At 44.8% G+C, this 23403-nt stretch carries 14 protein-coding genes; 7 read left to right on the top strand and 7 right to left on the bottom strand.

Annotated features, from left to right (window positions below):
- Positions 1 to 295 precede the first annotated feature (295 nt).
- From QUB14_RS23615 to QUB14_RS23590, 6 genes are all read right to left on the bottom strand, one after another.
- Positions 296 to 1372 (bottom strand): branched-chain amino acid ABC transporter permease, encoded by a 1077-nt coding sequence (locus QUB14_RS23615; RefSeq protein WP_333219772.1) that lies wholly within the window; start codon positions 1370 to 1372, stop codon positions 296 to 298.
- A gap of 162 nt (positions 1373 to 1534) precedes the next feature.
- The gene (locus tag QUB14_RS23610) at positions 1535 to 2896 is read right to left on the bottom strand and encodes a branched-chain amino acid ABC transporter substrate-binding protein (RefSeq protein ID WP_333219771.1); all 1362 of its coding nucleotides are present in this window, start codon (positions 2894 to 2896) and stop codon (positions 1535 to 1537) included.
- A gap of 393 nt (positions 2897 to 3289) precedes the next feature.
- Entirely contained in the window at positions 3290 to 4276 is a 987-nt protein-coding gene (locus QUB14_RS23605) for an AAA family ATPase (RefSeq protein WP_333219769.1), read from the bottom strand.
- A complete protein-coding gene (gene pnuC / locus QUB14_RS23600) occupies positions 4273 to 4944 on the bottom strand; it encodes a nicotinamide riboside transporter PnuC (RefSeq protein WP_333219767.1) in 672 nt (223 codons plus the stop codon). Before pnuC ends, QUB14_RS23605 begins: the two co-directional genes overlap by 4 nt.
- Positions 4945 to 4965: 21 nt before the next feature.
- Positions 4966 to 6417, bottom strand: coding sequence for an NAD(P)/FAD-dependent oxidoreductase (locus QUB14_RS23595; protein ID WP_333219765.1), 1452 nt, complete (start codon positions 6415 to 6417; stop codon positions 4966 to 4968).
- Between the two features lie 128 nt (positions 6418 to 6545).
- Positions 6546 to 7577 (bottom strand): glycosyltransferase family 2 protein, encoded by a 1032-nt coding sequence (locus QUB14_RS23590; protein ID WP_333219764.1) that lies wholly within the window; start codon positions 7575 to 7577, stop codon positions 6546 to 6548.
- Positions 7578 to 8183: 606 nt separating this feature from the next.
- Here QUB14_RS23590 and QUB14_RS23585 point away from each other — a divergent pair.
- Positions 8184 to 9284 (top strand): glycosyltransferase family A protein, encoded by a 1101-nt coding sequence (locus QUB14_RS23585; protein WP_333219762.1) that lies wholly within the window; start codon positions 8184 to 8186, stop codon positions 9282 to 9284.
- Positions 9285 to 9464: 180 nt separating this feature from the next.
- Here the strand turns inward: QUB14_RS23585 and QUB14_RS23580 are convergent, their stop codons facing one another.
- Positions 9465 to 10004: a Dps family protein gene (locus QUB14_RS23580; protein ID WP_190663350.1), complete on the bottom strand. Its 540-nt coding sequence runs from the start codon at positions 10002 to 10004 to the stop codon at positions 9465 to 9467.
- A gap of 1440 nt (positions 10005 to 11444) precedes the next feature.
- Here QUB14_RS23580 and hetZ point away from each other — a divergent pair.
- From hetZ to QUB14_RS23550, 6 genes are all read left to right on the top strand, one after another.
- A complete protein-coding gene (hetZ, locus tag QUB14_RS23575) occupies positions 11445 to 12626 on the top strand; it encodes a heterocyst differentiation protein HetZ (protein ID WP_333219758.1) in 1182 nt (393 codons plus the stop codon).
- On the top strand, positions 12619 to 13689 hold the full coding sequence (locus QUB14_RS23570; protein ID WP_333219756.1) for a hypothetical protein: 1071 nt from the start codon (positions 12619 to 12621) through the stop codon (positions 13687 to 13689). Before hetZ ends, QUB14_RS23570 begins: the two co-directional genes overlap by 8 nt.
- 203 nt (positions 13690 to 13892) lie before the next feature.
- A complete protein-coding gene (locus QUB14_RS23565) occupies positions 13893 to 16259 on the top strand; it encodes a transglutaminaseTgpA domain-containing protein (RefSeq protein ID WP_333219754.1) in 2367 nt (788 codons plus the stop codon).
- Between the two features lie 402 nt (positions 16260 to 16661).
- Entirely contained in the window at positions 16662 to 19070 is a 2409-nt protein-coding gene (locus tag QUB14_RS23560; protein WP_333219752.1) for a class I SAM-dependent DNA methyltransferase, read from the top strand.
- Positions 19070 to 20293, top strand: coding sequence for a restriction endonuclease subunit S (locus QUB14_RS23555; RefSeq protein ID WP_333219774.1), 1224 nt, complete (start codon positions 19070 to 19072; stop codon positions 20291 to 20293). The genes QUB14_RS23560 and QUB14_RS23555 overlap by 1 nt, the downstream gene beginning before the upstream one ends.
- A complete protein-coding gene (locus QUB14_RS23550; protein ID WP_333219750.1) occupies positions 20290 to 23403 on the top strand; it encodes a type I restriction endonuclease subunit R in 3114 nt (1037 codons plus the stop codon). The genes QUB14_RS23555 and QUB14_RS23550 overlap by 4 nt, the downstream gene beginning before the upstream one ends.

Below are 23403 nucleotides of genomic sequence, written 5' to 3'. Positions count from 1 at the left end.
TGCACTTTATTCTCGCTCGCGCGCTCGAAACCTTTCGCGACGCAATATGCACTCGATTATTCAGCAAGCCCTAAATAGTTCCTAAACTCCCGTTTTTGGGCTTGATGACCAAATATCTCGTCAAATCTTTGACACCATTTATCAAAGCAGGGGGGCATCGCGGCGGGGATCGTCTCTTTCATTGCTCATTCTTTAACGTTATATGCTTGCTCTTCAAGCATTAGAACTTATTTAGCTCGTATTTTTTGTTTAAGTCCCGATAAGTATCTCTTGCCATCAATTCCACCCTGCAATTTCAAACCTTTTCCTGAACATTCTCGCCCAACAAGCCGCCTGGCCGAAAAGCCAAAATCACCACCAAAACCCCAAACACCCAAGCATTAGTCCAGCGGCTCGACAAATACTGATCGCTCAAAGACGAAAGCAACCCAATCAAAACCCCTCCTAACATCGCCCCGACAATATTGCCAATTCCCCCCAAAACCGCCGCCGTAAAAGCCCTCAAACCCGCCGTAAACCCCATCGTAAAAACAATAGTATTGTTGTACAGACCAACCAGAATCCCAGCCGAACCCGCCAAAGCTCCCCCAATCAAAAAAGTCAGAGCAATAATCTGATCCACATTAATGCCCATAATTTTAGCGGCATCGCGGCTTTGAGCAGTTGCCCGCATCGCCTTTCCCAGACGAGTGTACTGCACAAACACATGAAGCAAAACCATCAATACAACCGCCACCACCAACACAATTAAATCTTTCGTAGTAAATACAATACTCGTTTGAATTCCCAAAGCTTTGAAAATATCAACTCGCGGTAACAAATCGGGAAAACTTTTCGGTGCAGCAGAATTAGAACCCATCACCGGAATAAAAGCTTTCAATCCTCCCCAAAACAGACCCATATTTTGGAAAATAAAAGAAACTCCAATCGCTGAAATTAAAGGAGCCAAACGGGGAGCATTTCGCAAGGGCCGATAAGCGTACTTTTCCACAACAATATTCAGCCCCGCACAAAACACCGAACATACAATTAAAGCGACTAACATTACCGGTATAGCAATACCTAAAGGTGCGCCATCTTGCATCCCAAAAGCCCCGAACACGGTTAGGGAAGCAAAAGCCCCCAACATATATAAATCGCCGTGAGCAAAATTGATTAACTCAATAATGCCATAAACCATCGTGTAACCCAAAGCAATAATTGCAATTAGCGCGCCGTTGACAAGACCCACTAATAATTGTTGGATAAAAACTTCAGGACTGCTGACTATTTGTCCAACAATTTTTGGCAAATCAAATCCTGCGATCGGGCCTAATAGCAAAACTATATAAACTACACCTAGATATAAGAGAATACTTTTCCAGTTCTTCATGTTTTTGAGTAATTGGGAATTGGTAATTGGGAATTAGGAAGGCGAAATAGGGAAGGGAAAATTGGAAAATTGGAATTGGGAAATTAAAAAAATTGAATTATTTTTCTCCCTTCTTGCCTCTTCCTTCTTCCTTCTTCCTTCTTCCTTCTTCCCTCTGATTAATTATTCGGTCTTGAGCGCATTCACGAACTCCCACTTGCCACCTTTAACAACATTTCCTGACATTGTAGTCAAGCTCGTGTCGCCGTTGGTGTCAAAACTCCAAGTGCCGAGTACCCCGTTAAAATCTTTAGTTGCCAAGACAGCTTCGCGGATAGCAGCGCGGTCATTTTTGCAAACTTTATTAATTGCGCCGATCGCCACTTTAGCAGCTTCATAGGCGTATGCTGCATAAGCTTCGGGTTCAGCATTATATTTTGCCTTGTAACTTTCGTACCATTTCGCACCCACACCAGTCAATTCTTGAGGAGGCAAGCCGCCAAAAGTAGCATAAACTCCTTGGGCATCTTTGCCTGCCGCGTCAATTAAAGCTTGATCTTTAATGCCGTCGGGCCCCATGAACTTAACTGCCTCAGGCGTCATTCCGACATTTCTCATGTCTTTAATTATTTGTCCGGTATTGCTCTGAGTAGTGCCACCGAAGTAAATCATGTCGGGATTTAAAGCTTTGATCTTATTCATTAACGCCTTGTAGTCGCTAGCTCTAATATCAATTCCCTCTCTTCCGAGGACTTGAATTCCCAACTTTTTAGAAGTTGCTTCAAAAACATCAGCGATGCCTTTGCCGTAGAGTTCTTGGTCGTCGAGAATGTAGACTTTTTGCACGCCTAAAGATTTCGCCCAGTTGGCAGCTACAGCCCCTTGAAGGTCGTCAGCGGGGACAACGCGGGTGAAATTACGAGTGCCTGCGGGATAATAAACGTTGGGTTCTTTGGCTTCGCCTTTTCCTGGTTTAGTCAGTCCCGGATAAGTGTTTGCCGGACTGATCATGACGATGTTAGCTTGGTTGAGCACGGGAATGGAAAGTTTGGCGGCACCGGAGTTATAGTGACCGATGACGGCAACTACCGAACTGTCAGCGACGGCTTTGTTGGAGTTCGACGTTACTTGGGCCGGGTCCCATTTGCCGGCGGCGGCGGTGGCGTCATCGTAAACTTCGTATTGGATTTGGATTTTGCCGTCGCAAGCTTTCGAGTCGGTTTCGGCGAGTGCTTGTTGGATGCCGTTGACCATTGTTTGAGATTGACCCAAGGCGCTGCCTGTCATCGGCAGCATGGAGACAATTTTGACAGTATTAGGGTCTCCGGGGCTGCTGACTGCGACGGGAGTGGCTGCAGGACTGGTTCCGGGGCTGGCTCCGGGTGTGGTGGCGGTTGGTGCTGGAGGATTTTGACAGCTAGCGCACAGAGAGGCTATTCCGGCGGCAAAAAGTAATTTCCGCAATCCTGCGGCGCCGAGATTCTGTGTTGACTTGATTTTTGGGGGTGTGGCACTTTGGCCCCCTGAGTTCTGGGAAAAGTTCATAGGTCGGTTCGTTTGTTGGTTGCGTTTTAGCATATTTCCACTCTCTAAGTCAGTAAGTCAAGAGTTAGCACAGATTTTCAAGTTTTACGTGAACTCTTAAAGATACACCGCTGCCACAAGCTTCTTCTCTCGTTCCCGCGATCTTCCTGGGAACTTCCTGGGAAGGCGTACCAGACCAGGAAACGAGGCAGAGCCTCGGTCAATGGGTTTCAAGGAGCTTCCGGGGAACCAGTTAAAACCTGTTCAACCAGTTAAAAACTAAAAAAGAAAGGAAAATACAGATTTCCTTTCCCTTTCTCAACCCTCCAGCGTCAAATCAGCTTGATTGCGAGATTAAAGACGAATCGCTTTTTTCTTTTGAGCGAGCAACACTAAAATCTTCATAATTAATCATTACTCTAGCTCCTTTAACGGTTCAAACACCAACAGTGAATCGATCGCCCGTAGAGCCTCCGACATTCGCAGCTCGTGCGTTCCTCCCACAGTAATATACCGCTTTCCTTTCTGCTGAAGAACCTCAACAAACCACTGGTGCATAATCATCCGTAAATGTTCGCTTTCTCGCGTTCCATCCTGAACAAACCCGAAATCCGGCTGAGTCAAAATATACAAATCGCAGCGGCGACTGTCTGCAATTTGCTGGAGTGTCGGGTGTTCCGAACCAAGGTAACGTTTGTGCCAAATACAAGTAGCTAAAGAATCTGTATCGCAAATAACGACTTGGTTAGCGCGAGTAGCAATATCGTCTTCTATAGCAGCTTGTTTCTTGGCAATTTCTACAAATTCATAGCTGTCCCAAATTTCAGGATCGGGCGAATATTGCCTGCCTTCCCAGTAACACCTGCCGTATTCGGGAACCCAAACAGTTTGGTAGTGCTGTGCGAGCGATCGTGCCAGGGTAGTCGTCCCGCTCGATTCTACACCCAGCACGCAGACTCGTTTGGCAAAGTAGGCTTTGGCTGGGGGAGTCAACATTTGCCAGTGTTCGGTTAGGTGCGATCGCAATTGCGTTCCAGAAATCGGGAATTTGAGTCGTTCGCGATCGACTGCACAGTGTTGAACTCCCATCAGTTTTGCCCAAGGTTCGCCGTAATCTTCTGAAGTAAAAGCGATATCGGGTTTTCGCCCGGAAAGCACCTCAAGAGTCCTCTGAGCCCAAGGTTCGGGAGATTCCGGTAAATCGTCGAGCACTTCGATAACTTCTGCGTCGGGATGCAAAAACCGAATCCAGTCGGCTCTAACGGTTCCTGCAACTGCTTGATTTGTTTTGTAACAGGCGAGAACGATTAAATGGTCAACCTTCTTTTTAGCTTCTCGAATTAAGTAGTCGTGTCCTTTATGGAAGGGGTAAAATTTGCCTACAGTAACACCGAGTATCATAAAGATTGCTGCTGTTTTAACTTTTGTTCTGAGTAAATACGCTGAAAATTTTGTAGTCCGTGAATTGCCATAAACAAAAAAATCGCGTACAAAATACTCGTCAAATATAGCCCCCGCGAGGCATACAAGGGAACGTAAATCGTGTCTGCAACAATCCACAAATACCAGCTTTCGAGATAGCGTTCCATCAGGTACAACTGGGCGATCGCGCTTAAGATGGTTGTCAGGGCGTCCCAAAAGGGTGCTGCTCCGCCCAAAGATATTAATACTGTTCGCAAGCCAAATACGCCAACTGCAACTAAGACTGCGGTGAGGAGGAGCCAGCGTTGAGAAATTCGACATACAGGTTTTTCAGTGCTGTTTTCGCCGCCCTGCAGCCAAATATAAATTGCTTGCAAGCTCGTGATTAAATAGAAGGATTGAAGCGCTACTTCGCCGTAAAGTTTAACTTGATAAAACACCGCACCGTAGGCGATAACTCCGATTAAGCCGATCCACCAGCCTACGGGATTGTTTTTAGCAAGCAGCCAAACGCTCCAAGCAGAAGCGATCGCGGCTATCGCTTCGATTAAGTCGAGTTGGATAGGGACAAACCGCTGCACTGAAAGCAGGAGCACGAAGATGCTTGCTGCGGAGCCGATTAAGTTCGGCAGGTTCGCTTTTTTCATGGCAATCCCTATCTCGGCTGGCTATATGGACTGCGAAATCAAATCCGCATCCTTCTTTTCTTTTGAGCGATCGACACTAAAATCTTCATAGTACGATCGCTCAGTATTCACATCCCACAAGTCGTGCTTTTCGCCGAGAATATTTCTCACAGCCAGCATCCCCGTCAGCATGGAATGGTCTTGGTTGTTGTATCGGTGCATACCGTTTCGCCCGATCGTCTGCAAATTCTCAATTCCCTTCACAAAACCTTCAAGTACCTGCAAGTGTCCTCGATATTCGCCATCATAAACTGGATAAGCTTTGGGTTGCCGTATGACAACTCCATCTTCAACCTCGGCAGTTGTTGCTAAACCCAAACCAACCAACTCGCGAGTTGCTAATTCGATAAGTTGCGCGTCCGACATTTCCCAAACCTCGTCGCCTACGCTACAGAAATATTCCATTCCCAAACAACTTTTGCTGGGGTCGGGAACTAAAGCGGAGCTCCAATTCTTAAAGTTTTGAATTCGTCCCACTTTGACTTCGGGGGAGTGAATGTAAATCCAGTTGTCAGGAAACAAATCCTTGCGATTGACAATCAGTGATACAATCAAAAAATCTCGATATTTGAGCGATCGCGCGGCGTGCAATACCTCTTCTGGTGGCTGCGGTTTCAGTCTTGCTACCAGTGCCGATATCGGCATACTCGTAATGAAATTATCCGCAGAATATTGAATTAATTCTCCGTTTTGCTCCGCAGTAATACTTTTAATCTTATTACCTTCACGCTCAAAGCTAATTACTTTAGTATCCAGATAAACTTTGCCGTCTTTATTCTCCACAGCTTCCGCGAACTTTTCCCACATCATCCCCGGCCCCAAAGCCGGATAATCAAACTCTTTTATTAATGTTTTAGTGTCGTTGCTGCCAAACAAAGCATTAATAATTGCTGTCGTCAGCGACAATCCTTTAATCCGCTGCGCCGCCCAATCTGCTTGGATTTCGGAACAAGGAATGCCCCAAACTTTTTCAGTGTAAGTCTTAAAAAATGTTTTATACAAGCGTTCGCCAAAACGATTGATCACCCACTGTTCAAAAGTTTTTTCTTCCGTCAGCGGCCAAATTCTCACTTTCAGATAACTCAAAATAATCAGCGCACTCTCAATTATGCCCAAATTAAAGAGAGTATTGAACGCACTTATCGGATAGTTAAAAAATTTACCTCGATAAAAAATTCGCGACAATCGTGGCACTTTAATAAACTCATTTCCCAGTACCTCTTGCCACAACTGCTGCACGGCTTCAACTTTAGTATAAAAGCGGTGGCCGCCAATGTCGAAACGATAGCCTTTGTAGGTTTCGGTGCGAGCTATTCCCCCAACTTTATCACCTTTTTCTAGTACAACAGGGATAATGCCTTGCTTGACGAGCTCGTAGGCAGCAGTCAAGCCCGCAGGGCCTGCACCGACGATCGCAACAGGATAATGTTTCACTCAGCCTACCTCCAGCTTTTTTATCGAAACCATACAGTTATTTATAACTTGTCAAAGGGATAGATGCACCCGTGAATACCCTGAGAAACTCTCGATCGACCTGATGTTTAAGGACAATTTGCCTTGATTTATTGAGCCGATACTGGCAAGCTAACTTTGCCAGTCACAGGCTTTTTTTGGTATAAGTAGCGACCAGTGCCGATCGCGAATGCCAGTCCGCTGTAAAAGTAGAAAAGCCAGTGCCAAGGAATAGTTTTCAGGGCAAATAGGATACCGTGTTTACGGTGAAAAAATCGGTAAAGCGGTGCATTAATTGCTACCAGTGGTATCGCCAGCAAACCAGCCAGTAGCAGAAAGCTCAGCGACCAGCAGGTTCCCAAAATTGCCAGCAGGACTGCATAAGTTAAAATCACGCTGATGCGGTTTGAAACTTGCAAGTTGAGGTCGTTATTCAATTTGCGATCGCGCCAAATCAGTTCTGTCCAAGGCAGCGCTCGGTAGAAAAAGTCCGCTTTCACCATGCCCATCGGTTTCCACTGCTTTAAATGTTTCACCTGCAAGGTTTTGCACAGCCGAATGTTATAACCTGCTTGTTTCAAACGGTAGCCGAACTCAATATCTTCGATCGAAGCTTGGCGGTAACTCTCATTAAAGCCACCCATTTGCAAAAAAATTTCCCGGCGAATCACTCCGCAAGCGCCCCAAAAAGTCGAAGCTTCTTCGTTACCTGTTTGGTGCACGTAGTGGTGCAGCAAGTTCCTGTACTGCGATAGAAAATCAGGATCTCCAGGATCATCGTCATAAGAGCCAATGAAAGCAGCTAAGTAGGGATTATTTTTGAACACCGATATCGCATAGCCCACAGCTTCTGGACAAACAGCTACATCAGCATCCACAAAAAATAGAATATCTCCCTTTGCAGCTTGGGCGCCCAAATTCCTTGCCCGCGCTGGCCCTCCGCATTCGGGAATCCTGATGACTTTGGCGCCGAATTCCTTGGCCAGACGCCAGGAACCGTCGCTTTCGCCATCTGCTACTACAATAATCTCCATCGGCCTGGGCACAGCTTGAGCCAGTTTTGACAAACAGGTGCGGAAGTAAGCGCCCCCGTTGTGGACTGGGATAATAACGGATACAGTGGGGTCGGCGGTAGAAATCATTACCTAAATTTTTTAAATTGCAGGGGCTAAAATTTGCTGGAATTTTATTGGTGCTACTTTACAAAGGGTAAAATCAGCTCTACTTTTTTATTTATAACTCGATTTCTGTTTGTCTTCAACTAGATTTTTGGCTGGTATTTTTGATTTGATTTTCCCCATTCTTACCTCTATTTTACGCCATATCTTGCTGAGACTGACCTGATGTAGACAACAGCTTTACAAAATCTTTAAATATATCATTGTTTGTGTAAAGTTGGGAAAAAGCCCCAGCAGCATTGTGGTGCGGCTGTGTTGCAATGCACAAGACTTTGATTTTATAAGTAGGAGTACCGTATAAAATCAAACATCGTTTATACGGACACCCCGGAACTGTCAGCACTTGCGCGGTAAACTTTCTTTTACAGACCTCATCCGTGAGTGACTCCTGCACCAAGTCTCGATCGCGACTGCGGACTCAATGCACATTTTATGACTTTTAGCAATATATTTTAAATATACCTCTTAAAATTTCCGACACTGTACGATCGAGCTTTGGTAATTTGCTAACATACCCTTAGCCAGCTCCCTGTGAACCAAAACTTTTAGCTAAACCCTTTTTTACATTACATGAATAGCTCACAAGACACGTTAAATCTGCCATTAGTTTCAGTCATCATACCAGCTTTCAACGCTGAAAATTTTATTGCTAAAACCTTAGAGTCTGTCTTATCTCAAACTTATCAAAACATAGAAGTTTTAGTAGTTGATGACGGCTCTACAGATACAACAGCCAAAATCGTCAAATCTTTTGCTCAAAAAGATAGCCGAGTCAGCTTATTCCACCAATCAAATGCCGGCGTCGCCGTCGCCCGCAACCTAGCAATTGAAAAATCAAAAGGCGAATATATTGCTCCCATCGATGCCGACGACATTTGGTATCCGCAAAACCTAGAAAAACAAGTTAACTGCCTGAATTCCTCAGCACCATCTGTCGGAGTTGTCTATTCTTGGTCAGTTGATATAAATGAAAAAGACTTGCTCACAGGTGGATTTTATAACTCCACCATCGAAGGAGAAGTTTACACATCATTAATTTATAAATATTTTATAGGCAATGCCAGTTCATCTCTAATCCGCCGCGTTTGTTTTGCAAAAGTCGGCGGTTACAACGGCAAACTTAAACTAGAAAACGCTCAAGGCTGCGAAGACTGGGAACTTCACCTTCGCATAGCCGAACATTATCAATTTAAAGTCGTGCCAGAATACTTAGTTGGCTATCGGCAGATTGCCAGCAGTATGTCTAGCAACTATGCAGCAATGGCAAAATCTCACTCTTTAATTATGGCAGATGTCCGGCAGCAACATCCCGAAATTCCCAGCAGCATTTATCGCTGGTCTAGCAGCAATTTTTACATTTACTTAGCTGTTAAAAGTAACCGCAGCGGCAATCACCAGAGTACATTATCTTGGCTTTATAGAGCTTTCAAAGAAGATTTATCAATGGCACTTTTGCGACACAATTTGTATCTGCTCTTTATAGAAAGTATATTAAAAATAATAGTTACACCGCCACCTGCATCAGGGTTAGAGTTAAAACCAGCATCTGAATCGACTGAAGGAACGACACTTGCTAGGATTGAGACGCGGACGAAGGTTCACAAAATGTTACCCTCGCAAGTATATGAAAGAATGCGATTCCACAGTTTAGGAAATCTAAAATCTAAATAAACCCAATATGGAAAAACCCGGTTTTTTGAATAAACCGGGTTTTTGAGGAAGCTAGAGGGCGTTTAATTCCGCCTAGTTGGTCGATCGAGAATCAGGAAAGAGGGTTAAATAAAAAAATCTAAATTTTCCATTCTTCCTTCTTACTTCTTCCTTCTTCCTTCTTCCTTCTACTTAATCTCTCTAAGCATGAGAAGCTGTAGGAGTTTGAGCTTGCGGCTGCTGGCCGTCTGGCGCCAGGGATTCCCCTTCAATAAACGAGCGCAACATCCAAGCCATTTGCTCGTGCTGTTCCATCAAACCAGTCAAAAAGTCTGCGGTTCCGTCATCCTTAAACTCTTCGCCGCACTGTTCGACGTGTTGGCGGAGATTGCGAATAATCAGTTCGTGATCGTCAACTAAACGCGACACCATCTCGGTCGCTAAAGGCAAATCGCCGATATGTTCTTTAATCGAGCCATACTTCAGAAAACCCTCAGCAGTACCAATTGGATAGCCACCTAAAGTTCTCACCCGTTCGGCCATAGCATCGATATTTACTGTTAACGCCTGATAGTGTTCTTCCCACAACTGGTGGAGCGATCGAAACTGCGGGCCCACTACATCCCAGTGATACTTTTTCGTTTTGATTAACAGCAGATAAGCATCTGCTAGGTCGTGATTCAATAGTTCGATAACGCCTGCACGTTGCTCGTCAGATAGACCTATGTTTAACTTACGCATTGAAAATTGTTCCCTCAACTCTAACTTTACATTTATTAGAACAAATTTCGCCAGCCACTTACATCAACCCAGAGGACGATCGAAGACGATCGAACTTTAGTAAAATATCGGCATTTCAGGTTCAAGTAATCGCAATATAGATACCCTTAGATAGATGCAATGAAACTTATTGTTCCGGATCGCCTTTGCTTGGTGAACACAGCGATTGGGCCGCCGGTGATTTCCCGCTCAATCCCGCTAGAGAAAAAGGCTGGACTCTGATAGCCCGTACAAATCAAGGAATTTCTGCGGAAGTTAAGCCACATCCCAGCGGAGGTTAACCAACATCCCACACACTTAATTGTACGGGCTGCTTTAAACGAGGCATAAGGGATTGGCAATTAAATATAACCCTGTTATCCTACAATGTTAGGAAACTGATTTTCGGACATGAGCGGTTCTGATCAGTGTGATTGGGATGCTAGAAATGATATAGCAATCCTAAATCAGTTGTAAAAATATGTAGGGGTAGTGCCTTTCTTTGCCTACCCCAGCCTGCATCGGGGCAACCACGGGGGGTTTGCCCCTACAAGAATTACACAAATCATTTAGGATTGCTATATTTAGTCAAATCGTTAGATAGACGTTCAAGGATGCTGCCAAGAAACAGACGGGGAATCGCCATCGAGACTTTATGGCAAAAGTGGCTGAATATTACTTCAATGGTTCAGCTCCGAAAGTATAAATATTTCTAGGATGGAATCCTTGATAGTGTTCAAATCGGCTTACATGAACACAAATAATCTTGGGTTTGTTAAATAGCGATAAACCGAATCAAGAAGATGTATATCATGACCTGTGATGAAGCCCGTAATCGCCGAGCATCCGTGCTCAACCCTCGATACTAAATTGAGCCAAGCAAAAGTTTGTTCAACCAAGGCTCTTTTTTTCAGTAAAACAAAGTCTTGGATGTTGCGATCGTAAAACCACCTGAATCATCCATCCCAAGCTATCCATCACTGATTTGAGAAACCGTTCGCCACTGTCACCTCGATCGACTCTACCAAATACAGCCACGCAACCCTTTGTCCCATCTACTAGACCACCGGGAGAAGCTGTGTGTTCGCTTCACCTTCAGGAACACTTGCGCTGCTGTGACCACCACAGCACTAAGTCGCAGGTATCAACAGCAGTGTAGCGTTGTCGGCCCGCATGAAGGCTTTGTCAAACCCGACACTCTGATGAAGCATCGTTGCAGTGACAACTGTTTAAACCTAGTTTTTGGCGGATGGCGCCTCCAAGACAGATAAAAAAAAAGCAGTCCTCTGTGTTTGCGCGAAGGAGGAGATAGAGGGCATTGCAGTTTGTCCTATCTGGGGAATACGGGGTAAAGTAGCGGTAGGAAAGATTTATCCATACTTTTACTAACTGTGCTACTTTCATTGTTAGCTGTAAACCATCATGCGGGAAATCTGCCAGAGCGTGGAAACCATATTTCAACTGCTGTTAGACGAACTCAAAAAGTCCACTCGCGCGTCTGAGCAAAACTGCCAAGATGTAGCAGGGCGACTCGCAGCAGAAGTCAACAGGATATGCACTGAAAGCCAGCGGATTCAAGCCTCCGGAGATATAGAAGGTTCAGCCCAGAGCCTCGCTCAGCACCGCTTGCAACAATGCCTGCATTATTACAATTTAGGCTCCGGACCCGGACGAGTAGAATTGCACAGTACCCTCAGCGCGATCGTCTATCGCTACATCACCCCTCCGCAGGTGCAGTCTAGCTATCAGGCGCGAGTAGAACTGATCAAAGATTTTTTGCAAGGATTTTATCTCGAAGCTTTAAAGGCATTCCGGCGCGAAACCCAACTACCACCTACCTACAGTCCCCGCTCTCGCTTAGAACTAGCAGAGTACATGGCCTTTGTAGAGCGCTTCGGCAAGCGGCGCATTCCTTTACCTCGGAACCGCAGCCAGCAACTAATTATTTTACGGGCCCAAACCTTTTCCCAGCAGCAGCCCAAAGAAACCTCCGTAGATATGGAACAAGCCGCCGACGGAGGGGCTTCTGATTCCGACCAAACTTGGAACGACACCTCGGTGCACTCGGTGCGAGAAGCGATGGCCGGTCAGGGTTCGGCGGCAATTCGTCCGTTAGGGGACGAGTCAGAATCTCTGCGACAAAACGTGGTTGACGAATTAGTGGCTTACTTGAAAGAGCGCAATCAACAAGACTGCGCCGATTACTTCGTGCTGCGCTTGCAAGACTTGCCGACTAATGAAATAGAGTCGCTTCTGGGCATAACTCCCCGCCAAAGAGACTATTTGCAGCAGCGCTTCAAGTACCATTTGCTCAGGTTCGCCATGTCGCACCGCTGGGAACTGGTTCACCAGTGGCTGGAAGCAGACTTAGACCGCAATTTGGGTTTGCTGCCTTCTCAGTGGCAGGCGTTTGGCGAGCAAATTGGTCCAGAGGGACAGCGTTTGCTAAAGTTGAAACAACAAGGTCTGTCAGAGTCAGCGATCGCGCAAAGCCTCGGCAGCACGGTAGCCCAGGTACAGAAACGGTGGTTTAAATTGCTGGAACTTGCCTGGGAATTGCGAAATCGTTCAGATTCCGGAGAAGGGGCATCTAGTGATGAATAACGAAACGAACAGGGATGCAGAGGCTTTCGATCGCCATTTTTTAGACTGGATATTGCAGGCGCCGATGGCGAATGCCTCTAACGAAGATGAGGAAAACCTCAATCAGTCCCCTGGCTCAGAAGAGTGGGGCGACACAGAAGAGAATTCCGGGGTGGAATACTGGGAATGGGACGAACCAGACCCGCTGGACTATCAAGTGGGGGCGCAGAGGAATGCACCCGCACAACCGCAGACAATTGGAGAAATACCGACCGTGCAAGACCGTTTTCAGACCTTGTTAAAACAAAGGCTTAGAGCCGAAATTGAATCCAACCCGCCGCTGTTCCCCTGGGAAACAGAATTCAAAAGCTACGACCACGATTACCCAGACGATGTAGCCCCGCAATGGGTTCCCCCCCTGCACCTCTGGACTCCCCAACTACAAAATATCAGGTGGGGCCGCCTGCCAATTCCGATCGCCCAAGGAGTTTTTGCTCAACTGCTAGAACCTTGTCAGGAACTGGTAATGTCGTCGCTGCGGGAAGGCGCGAAATTAGTTCGCGCTGTAGATGGCTTGTTTCCGGGCCATTCTCATGAACTCAACGAATTAGCTGGTTTAGTGCTCCGAGGTTCTTTGCGGGGACTTCTAGATTTAGAAGATTTCCCGACTTACGAAGCAGCGAGTACCGATCAACAAATGGTGCTGTCGCTGTTGGCCGCCAGGGAAATCATTGAGTCTCTAACTTTGGATTGTCCTGTGAATCAGCCGCCGGTTTCGCGGGAGTGGCTGACTGGTTTGGGTTCGCTGACTCTGGAGGCTCAATACCTGTCGAACCGCAACAGAGAACAGCCAATGCCGTGTTTAAGAGTTGAGTGCCAATTTCCAGGGGCAGGAAGTTTGGAACTCAAGGGAGGAGATGCTGAAGCAACTGCACATCGTCCGAATTCCGGGCATTTAAGTGTGGAGTTGTTTGACCCACAACCGAACAAAACTTATGCTCTAGAAGTTCGATTCCAAAACTTCGAGACCAGACCTTTGATGTTTGCTATTCGTCCAATTTTAACCGGACAAGATAGCAACTAGAAAGGTCTAATTAGAGTAAATAATTTAGGTTTTTACTCGCTGGTTTGACCTCACACAAAAACAAATGCAATTCCTCGACTACTGTCGTGGAAAGCCAAAAATTTTAGATCTTAGTTCAAGCCGCCAGATTGAGCGGTGGAGTTAATCTAAAATCTAAAATCTCCAATCTACAATCTACTGCTAGTTGACTTGGATGGGTGCACATGACAACTGATAACCTGCGAAATATACCTGTTTTGGGTAAGCTGTGGGAGCAGATTGAGGCCATGCCTCCGCCGGTGATTGAGGATTCTTTACTGCTGCGAATCCTAGTTCAGTTGTTGGTAATTGTGGGAATTGTAGCTACTGACGTTGCTGCTGAAGAAGCCCAGAACCTGTGGGCTGTGCCTGTTAGTATTGTGGGAGCAACTTGGAGTTGGTATCGCCGCCGCGATCGCAATGTAGCTGCTAAGTTCTGCATAGCTATTGGAATGCTGGTGGCGCTGTTCGCTTTTTTTAGCCGCTTGGTGGGAGAATTGAATGATACGCGGTTAGTTTTGGCGCAACTGTTAATCCAACTTCAAGTGCTGCACAGTTTCGATTTGCCCCGCCGCAAGGATTTGGGCTATTCGATGGTAATCGGGCTAATTTTGTTAGGGGTAGCAGCGACTCTCAGCCAAACCTTGACTTTTGGGCCGCTGCTGTTGCTGTTTTTGGCTTTAGCGCTTCCGACTTTGGTGTTGGATTATCGATCGCGCTTGGGGTTCTCAAAGGTAGAAGATAGAAAGCATTCGGTAGAAGGTAAAGAGAAAAAAAATAACTGGTCGCTATTTGCTGCTACTTTATCCCCAAAGTATTTTGGTTGGCTGCTGTTGATAACTGTCGGGTTGGGGCTGACTATTTTTGCGTTTTTGCCGCGCCTCCCTGGCTATCAGTTGCGGACTTTTCCGGTGAGTGCTCCTATTCAATATCAGGGAGAGTTTGACTCGCGCAGCATTCTGAATCCAGGGTATGTCAGAGGGGGAAATGAAAAAGGAACTGGCGGAGGAAGGGGGAGAAACCCAGACAAAGGGCCAGGAGAGGTGGACTCTACTTTTTATTACGGTTTCAACCAGCGCATTAATCAAAATTTGCGGGGGGAAATGAAACCTCAAGTGGTGATGCGGGTGCGATCGCAGGCTGCGGGTTTTTGGCGGGTGTTGGGATTCGACAAATACACCGGTCAGGGTTGGGAAATTTCTCGCAACGAACAAGCTCAAAAGCTGACTCGACCTCGCTGGTCTTATCAATTTTATCTGAATCCGTTTCCCAATGCGCCTCGGACTCAAGAGGTGATTCAAAGTTATACTATTGTTGCTCCAATGCCGAATTTGATTCCGGCTTTAAACAAGCCGAGGGAACTTTATTTTCCGAGTCCAGAGGCGGCGATTGATGCGGAGGGGGGTTTGCGAGCGCCTGCGGAATTGGGAGAGGGTGTGACTTATACAGTTATTTCTAATGTACCTTTTCGCGATCGCTCTTTGTTGGGGAAAACTGGTACTAATTACCCGAAAAATATTCGCAACTTCTATTTGGATGTGCCGCCGAAAATTGCCCAGAAGGTGCGAGAAAAAACTGAAGAAATCTTGGCTGCACGAACTAGAGTATCCCAGTCGGACAGACCGATCGATTCTCCCTACGAAAAAGCTTTGTATTTGGCTCAATATTTAAAGCAAAATCCGAATTACAAAATAGAAAAAGCTTTGCCTTACTTAGAAGAAGGTGAAGATTTAGTCCAGGCTTTTCTGTTTGGCTACAAAAACACCCAGGACGGCAAAAAAGTTACAGGTGGATATCCCGACCACTTTTCGACGGTACTGACAATTATGCTGAGGTCGGTCGGGATTCCGGCGCGGTTGGTGGGCGGTTTCGATACGGGGGAATTTAACCCGTTTACTGGTTACTATGTTGTGAAAAATACCGATGCTTTTTTGATGACGGAGGTATATTTTCCTAATAATGGCTGGTTTGCTTTTAATCCGATTCCCGGTTATCCGCTGATTCCGGCTTCGGTGGAAGACAACCAGACTTTTAGTGCGCTGCAATCGTTTTGGCAGTGGATCGCGGGTTGGCTACCGACTCCTCTCAGAAGCGGGCTGGATTCAGTTATAGGTTTTGTAATTGGCTGGATCAGTTTGATTGTGGGCTGGTTTCTGGGACAGTTTGCTAAGGGTTGGGTGGGGTTATTTACTGGTTTGATTGCTGCGATCGCCTTTGGCTTTATTGGCTGGTTAATTTGGCAAGTGTGGCGCAAGTGGCTGCACCGCCGCTGGCTGGCGAAGTTGCCGCCCGTGGAGGGGGTTTATCAGGAAATGTTGAAGGATTTGGCGAGTAGGGGTTTTGCCAAGCAGAAAGCTCAAACGCCTTTGGAGTATGCTGAGGCAATGCGCGGCAATCATGCAACTGATGAAGCTGAGGTGATTGATGAAGTTTCGCAAGCTTACGTGCGCTGGAAGTATGGCGGCGAAGCGGGAAATTTGAACCAGTTGCGGCTGTTGGTGGAAAATTTGAGGCGATCGCACTTGAAGAAACTCAAAAAGCGCTGGTTTTAGGCGATCGGGCATCCAATAGACCTCTTGCAAAAATGCTGAGACCCCTCCCCAACCCTCCCCTTAGTAAGGGGAGGGAGCCTAATTTTTCTTGCTTCCCCCCTTAGCAAGGGGGGACTGAGGGGGGTGAGTTTTTGACTTTTGCAAGAGGTCTAATGAACACAGATAGTTCAAGTCATGCCCGAATTCCCACTGTCGATTGCCACATTATTTGTCGGGGAGCATCTCATCTTTGTACAAACACTTCTTCTGGCTCCTGCCTCCGGGTTCTTGGCTCCAAACTCCAATTTCTAACTTGGCTGCCAAAGTGAGAGGCTCCCTTACGTTTCGAGGTACAATCATTAATTGCGTTCTAAAACTGCCTAGCAGAGGGAATCTAGGACGCGCTTTACAAGGCAGCACAAAATGGCACTTAAGAAAAGTGAACTTTACAGTTCGTTATGGAAAGGCTGTGATGAGTTGCGGGGCGGGATGGATGCCTCGCAATACAAGGACTATGTATTGGCGTTATTATTTATTAAATATGTTTCTGACCGCTATGCTGGGGTAGAGGATGCGCTGATTGAAGTCCCAGAGGGGGGAAGCTTTCAGGACATTGTGGCGCTGACAGGGGATAAAGAAATTGGCGACAAAATTAATAAAATTATTGCCAACCTTGCGGCAGCGAATGACTTGAAGGGCATTATTGATGTTGCTGATTTTAATGATGCGGACAAGTTGGGCAAAGGGAAGGAAATGCAGGATCGCCTCTCTAACTTGGTGGCGATTTTTAATAACCCGAACCTGAATTTTAGTAAAAATCGGGCAGATGGGGACGATTTGTTAGGGGATGCTTACGAGTATTTGATGCGGAATTTTGCCACGCAGTCGGGGAAAAGCAAAGGGCAGTTTTATACTCCGGCGGAAGTGTCTCGAATTATTTCTAAAGTAATTGGGGTGAATACGGCCCAAAGTCAGGATCAAACGATTTATGACCCGACTTGTGGCAGTGGTTCTTTGTTGCTGAAGGCGGCGGATGAAGCGGAACGCGGGTTAACCATTTATGGGCAGGAAATGGATAACGCAACTCGCGCCTTGGCGAAGATGAATATGATTTTGCATGGGCATCCGACGGCTGAGATTGAACAGGGGAATACATTAGCTTATCCATTGTTTAAAGAAGCAGATGGGAAACTAAAACGCTTTGATTTTGCCGTTGCGAATCCACCTTTTTCTTCAAAAGCTTGGAGTAATGGGTTTAACCCAGTTCAAGATGAATTTAACCGTTTTGCTGAGGGGATTCCTCCGGCGAAAAATGGCGATTATGGTTTTTTGCTGCATCTGTTAAAATCGCTCAAAAGTAACGGAAAAGGGGCGATTATTCTGCCTCACGGGGTTCTATTTCGGGGCAATGCTGAGGCGGAAATCCGCAAGAATTTGATTTGTAAGGGTGTGATTAAAGGGATTATTGGCTTACCGCCTAACTTGTTTTATGGCACGGGAATTCCTGCCTGTATTATTGTGTTGGATCGGGAAAATGCTGAGAATCCTCAAGGCATTTTTATGATTGATGCCAGCAAGGGATTTGTCAAGGATGGCAATAAAAACCGCTTGCGAGATCAGGATCTTCACAAAGTTGTTGATGTGTTTAATCGGCAGTTAGAAGTTCCGAAATATTCCCGCTTGGTGCCTTTGGCGGAAATTGCCGACGCGAAAAATGATTATAATTTGAATATTCCCCGCTATATTGATAGTCAGGAGGAGGAAGATATTCAGGATATTGAGGGGCATCTTTTGGGGGGAATTGCCAAGCGAGATGTTGAAGCGTTGGGTGAGTATTGGCAGGTGTATCCGACGCTGAAACAAAAGCTTTTTGAGATTGCAGATAGACCGGGATATTTAACCTTAAAAATCTCAATTGATGAGGTGAAAGCTTGCATTTTTGATTATCCTGAATTTATTGGTTATGGTCAGGAAATAGAAGCGGCTTTTGAAAGATGGCAAGCTAAACATACGCCTTTATTAAAAGCGATTCAACCGGGACAGCATCCCAAGGAGATTATTTACAATCTTTCGGAAGATTTGCTGCAAGCTTTTACTGGTAAAAGTTTGATTGATAAATATGATGTTTATCAGCACCTCATGACTTATTGGGTGGAAACGATGAAGGATGATGTTTATATTCTGGTAGAAGATGGCTGGAAGGCAGAACTAAAAGAAGTGTTCAATAAAAATGGTAAAGTCACTGATTATATTTGTGAATTGATTCCTAAAGAGTTGATGATTAACCGCTATTTTCAAGCTGAACAGGCGGAGATTGAACAACTGGAAACGAAAAAAGATGATATTGTTCGCCAGCAGGAGGAACTACAGGAAGAACACGGCGGCGAGGAGGGTTTGCTGGAGGAAGTGACTAATGATAGTGGCAAAATTACGAAGGCAAATGTTAATGATCGGATTAAGAAAATTAAAAATGATGCAACTTTTGCGGATGAGTTGAAGGTGTTAAAACTTTATTTAAAATTGATTGAGGAAGAGGCGGAAATTAGTAAACAAATTAAAGTAAATGCTCAGTTTTTAGATAAATATGTGTTAACAAAATACGGAGGTTTAACGCCGGATGAGATTAAAAGCTTGGTGGTTGATGATAAATGGATGCGGACATTGCAGCAGGCGATTAACTCGGAGATGGATCGGATTTCGCAACGGTTAACGCAACGGATTAAGGAGTTAGCAGAACGGTATGAGATGCCTTTGCCAGAGTTGACGAGTCGGGTGGATGAGTTGACGAGTCGGGTAGAGGTTCATTTGAAGAAAATGGGGATGGTCTGGTGATGGAGACACCCCAGGGATATAAACAGACTGAAGTTGGGTTAATTCCTGATGATTGGGAAGTCACCCAACTGCAAGAGTTAATTGATCCAGATCGCAAAATTACTTATGGCATTGTTGTACCAGGTCGCAATATACCTGATGGTGTTCCTATGATTAGGGCACAGGATTATTCGCGGGGATGGGTTGATATAAATGAACTCTATCGGGTTTCGACTGAAATTGACAAATCCTATAAGAGGTCTAAGGTAGTTACTGGCGACATCTTATTGACGATAGTAGGTAGTGTTGGCAATCTTGCTAAAGTACCATCTGCCTTTAATGGTTCAAACATAACTCAGCAAACCGCTCGACTTGCATTTAATAAAAAAATTGCTGACCCCGATTTTTACCAGAATATTTTACGCTCTAGCCTTGGTCAGAAAGAGATATTTAATTACACCAAATCTGGTGTTCAACCTTCCCTGAATCTCTCTGATGTAGATAAGTTTTGTGTTCCTTATCCCCCTCTACCTGAACAAAAAACGATCGCACAAGCTCTAAGTGAGGCCGATGCCGCGATCGCAGAGATCGATCGCCTCATCACCAAAAAGCGCAACATCAAGCAAGGCATAACGCAGCAACTCCTCACAGGCAAAAGACGCCTGGCCGGTTTTAGCGGCGAGTGGGAGGTTAAGAAATTAGGAGATGTTGTAGATTTTTCTAATGGTAAAGCTCACGAAAACAGTATTTCACAAACTGGAAAATTTATAGTAATAAACTCAAAATTTATATCAACTCAAGCCGAAGTTAAGAAATATTCTAACTGTTGTTTTTGTCCTGTTTATACGGGTCAAATTGTTATGGTGATGAGCGATGTACCTAATGGTAGAGCAATTGCAAAGTGCTTTTACATTGACAAGGGAGATAAATATACACTTAATCAACGAATTTGTTCATTAAAAGCAATAACAGTTGATTCACTTTTTCTGTTTTACCTAATAGATAGAAATCCCTACTATCTAGCTTTTGATGATGGAGTAAAGCAAACAAATTTAAGAAAGGAGGATGTCTTAAGTTGCCCATTAAAACTTCCACCTACAATTGAAGAACAAAAAGCGATCGCCCAAGTCCTCAGCGACATGGACACCGAAATCGAAGCCTTAGAGCAAAAACGCAATAAATACAAAGCCATCAAACAGGGAATGATGCAAGAACTTCTAACTGGGAGGACTCGACTGATATGATCCAAATCGGACAACCGGAACGCAAAACCCAAAATCGTGTGGTGCAACTGTTCCAACAGCAGTTAAACTATCACTATCTCGGTAACTGGCAATACCGCGCCAATAATAGCAACATAGAAACCGACATTCTCACCGCCTTTCTGCGCGACAAACAAAACTACAGCGACAGCTTAATTAATAAAGCTTTGTCCGAACTCAAAAAAACCGCAGACGACCAAAATAAAAGCCTCTATGATATTAACAAAGCCGTCTATAGCCTCCTACGCTATGGCGTCCAAATCAAGGAAGAAGTCGGCGAAAATACCCAAACCGTTTGGTTAATTAATTGGGAAAACCCTTTAGAAAACGACTTTGCTATTGCTGAAGAAGTGACAGTCAAAGGCGAAAATAGCAAACGCCCCGATGTAGTGCTATATATTAACGGTATCGCCTTGGGAGTCTTGGAACTCAAACGCAGCACCATTTCCGTTTCCGAAGGCATCCGCCAAAACCTCGATAACCAAACCTCAAGATTTATCAAACCTTTCTTTGCCACCCTGCAATTTGTAATGGCAGGAAATGACACCCAAGGCTTGCACTACGGCACCATCGAAACCCCCGAAAAATATTATCTAACTTGGAAAGAAGAAAACCCAGACTATGACTATCAAACCGATTCTAAAGACAACAAATATTTATCTAGTTTAGAATGCGAAACTGCGAATAACGCCCTTGATAGTAACCTGCTGCGCCTGTGCGAAAAACACCGATTTCTGGAATTAATTCATAACTTTATTGTATTCGATTGCGGCATCAAAAAAGTTTGCCGTCATAACCAATATTTCGGAGTCAAAGCCGCCCAAACCCTCCTGCAACAACGGCAAGGCGGGATTATCTGGCACACCCAAGGCAGCGGCAAAAGTCTAACAATGGTGTGGCTAACAAAATGGATTCGGGAAAATCTCACCGATGCCCGTATTTTAATTATCACCGACCGCGATGAATTAGACAAGCAAATTGAGAATGTTTTTAAAGGAGTTAATGAAGAAATCTCTCGCACCAAAAACGGCGCTGACTTAATCCAACAACTCAATAATACAACTCCGTGGCTGCTTTGTTCTTTAATTCATAAATTCGGCAAAAAAGAGAACAATAAACTCAATGATACAGACTACGAAAACTATATCGCAGACCTCAAGCGCAGCCTTTCCAAAGACTTCACCCCCAAAGGCGATATCTATGTATTTGTAGATGAATGCCACCGCACCCAGTCGGGTAAACTGCACAAAGCAATGAAGGAAATTCTGCCCAATTCTGTCTTTATTGGGTTCACAGGTACGCCGTTACTCGCCAAGGATAAACAGAATAGTATTGAAGTTTTTGGCGATTATATTCATACCTATAAATTTGATGAAGCCGTAGCCGATCAAGTCGTTCTCGATTTACGCTATGAAGCCCGTAATGTCGAGCAGTTTATCACCTCCAAAACTAAAATTGATCGATGGTTTGAAGCCAAAACCAGAGGCTTAACCGAACAAGCCAAAAGCCAACTCAAACAACGCTGGGGAACCTTACAAAAAGTCTTAAGTTCCGCCTCCCGACTAGAGAAAATTGTCAGCGATATTTTATTAGATTTTGAAACAAAAGACCGTTTACAAAGTGGTCGAGGCAATGCCTTACTCGTAGCAGGTAGCATTTACCAAGCTTGTAAATATTATGAATTATTCCAGAAGTGCGGCTTCAAAAAATGCGCGATAATCACTTCTTATGATGGTTCTCTCCAAAGCATTAAAGGCGAAACCACCGACCCCGATGAATCCACCGAAAAGCTACATCAGTATGAGATTTACCAAAAAATGTTAAATGGTAAAAATTCCGAAGTTTTTGAGGAGGAAGTTAAAAAGAAATTTGTGGACGATCCCGCCCAAATGAAACTATTAATTGTCGTTAATAAACTTTTGACGGGTTTTGATGCACCTCCTGCTACCTATCTTTATATTGACCAAACCATGCGAGATCATGGATTATTCCAAGCCATTTGTCGCGTCAACCGACTCGATGGGGATGATAAAGAATATGGTTATATTATAGATTACAAAGATTTGTTTAAACGCTTAGAGAAATCCGTTCGAGACTACACCGCCGAAGCCTTTGAAGATTACGATCCAAAAGATGTGGAGGGTTTATTGAGCGATCGCCTAGAAAAAGGAAAAGAACGGCTACAAACTGCCAGAGAAAGCATTAAAGCCCTCTGTGAACCTGTAGAACCGCCAAAAGATACCCTTGCCTATATCCGTTATTTTTGTAATTCTAATATAGAAGATTCAGACTTCACCAAACTACAGGAACAAAAGCGAATTCTTCTCTACAAACTCACCGCGTCTCTAATTCGAGCTTATGCTAATTTAGCGAATGATATGCTAGAAGCTGGCTATTCCTCGGCTGAAATTGAAACCATCAGGCAGGAAGTTAAATATTATGAACAAATTCGCACCGAGATAAAACTTGCTAGTGGAGATGCGATCGACTTGAAAGCGTATGAACCCGCCATGCGTCACCTAATCGATAGCTACATTGGTGCAGAAGAAAGCGAAGTGCTTTCTACTTTCGATAATATGACGCTAATTCAGTTAATTGTCGATCGCGGTAAGGATGCCATAGAAACTTTACCCAAAGGCATTAAACAAAATCCAGAAGCCATTGCCGAAACCATTGAGAACAACCTACGCAAAGTCATCATCGAACAACACCCCACCAACCCCAAATATTTCAGCACAATGTCGGAACTCTTAGACGAACTGATTCAAGACCGCCAAAACACTGCTCAAGACTATGAAAACTACCTAAATAAAATTGTAACTCTCAGCCGACAAATTACCCAACCTGCAACCTCAACCCAGTACCCTCCATCTCTAGACACTCCCGCCAAACGAGCGTTATACGATAACCTAGAGCAAAATGAGGTGCTGGCATTGGCGATCGATCGTGCAATTCGCCAAACTAAAAAAGATGCTTGGCGCGGCAATAAAATCAAGGAACGTGAAGTTAGAAATGCCATCAAAAAACACCTTGACTCTGCGGAAAAAGTGGATATAATTTTTGATATTGTGAAGAATCAAAGCGATTATTAA

This window comes from Microcoleus sp. B3-D2, assembly GCF_036705345.1.
In the GTDB taxonomy this organism is placed as follows: Bacteria; Cyanobacteriota; Cyanobacteriia; order Cyanobacteriales; family Microcoleaceae; genus Microcoleus.
The sequence above is the reverse complement of the archived record's forward strand: the minus strand, read 5'-3'. Positions and strand labels throughout refer to the sequence as shown.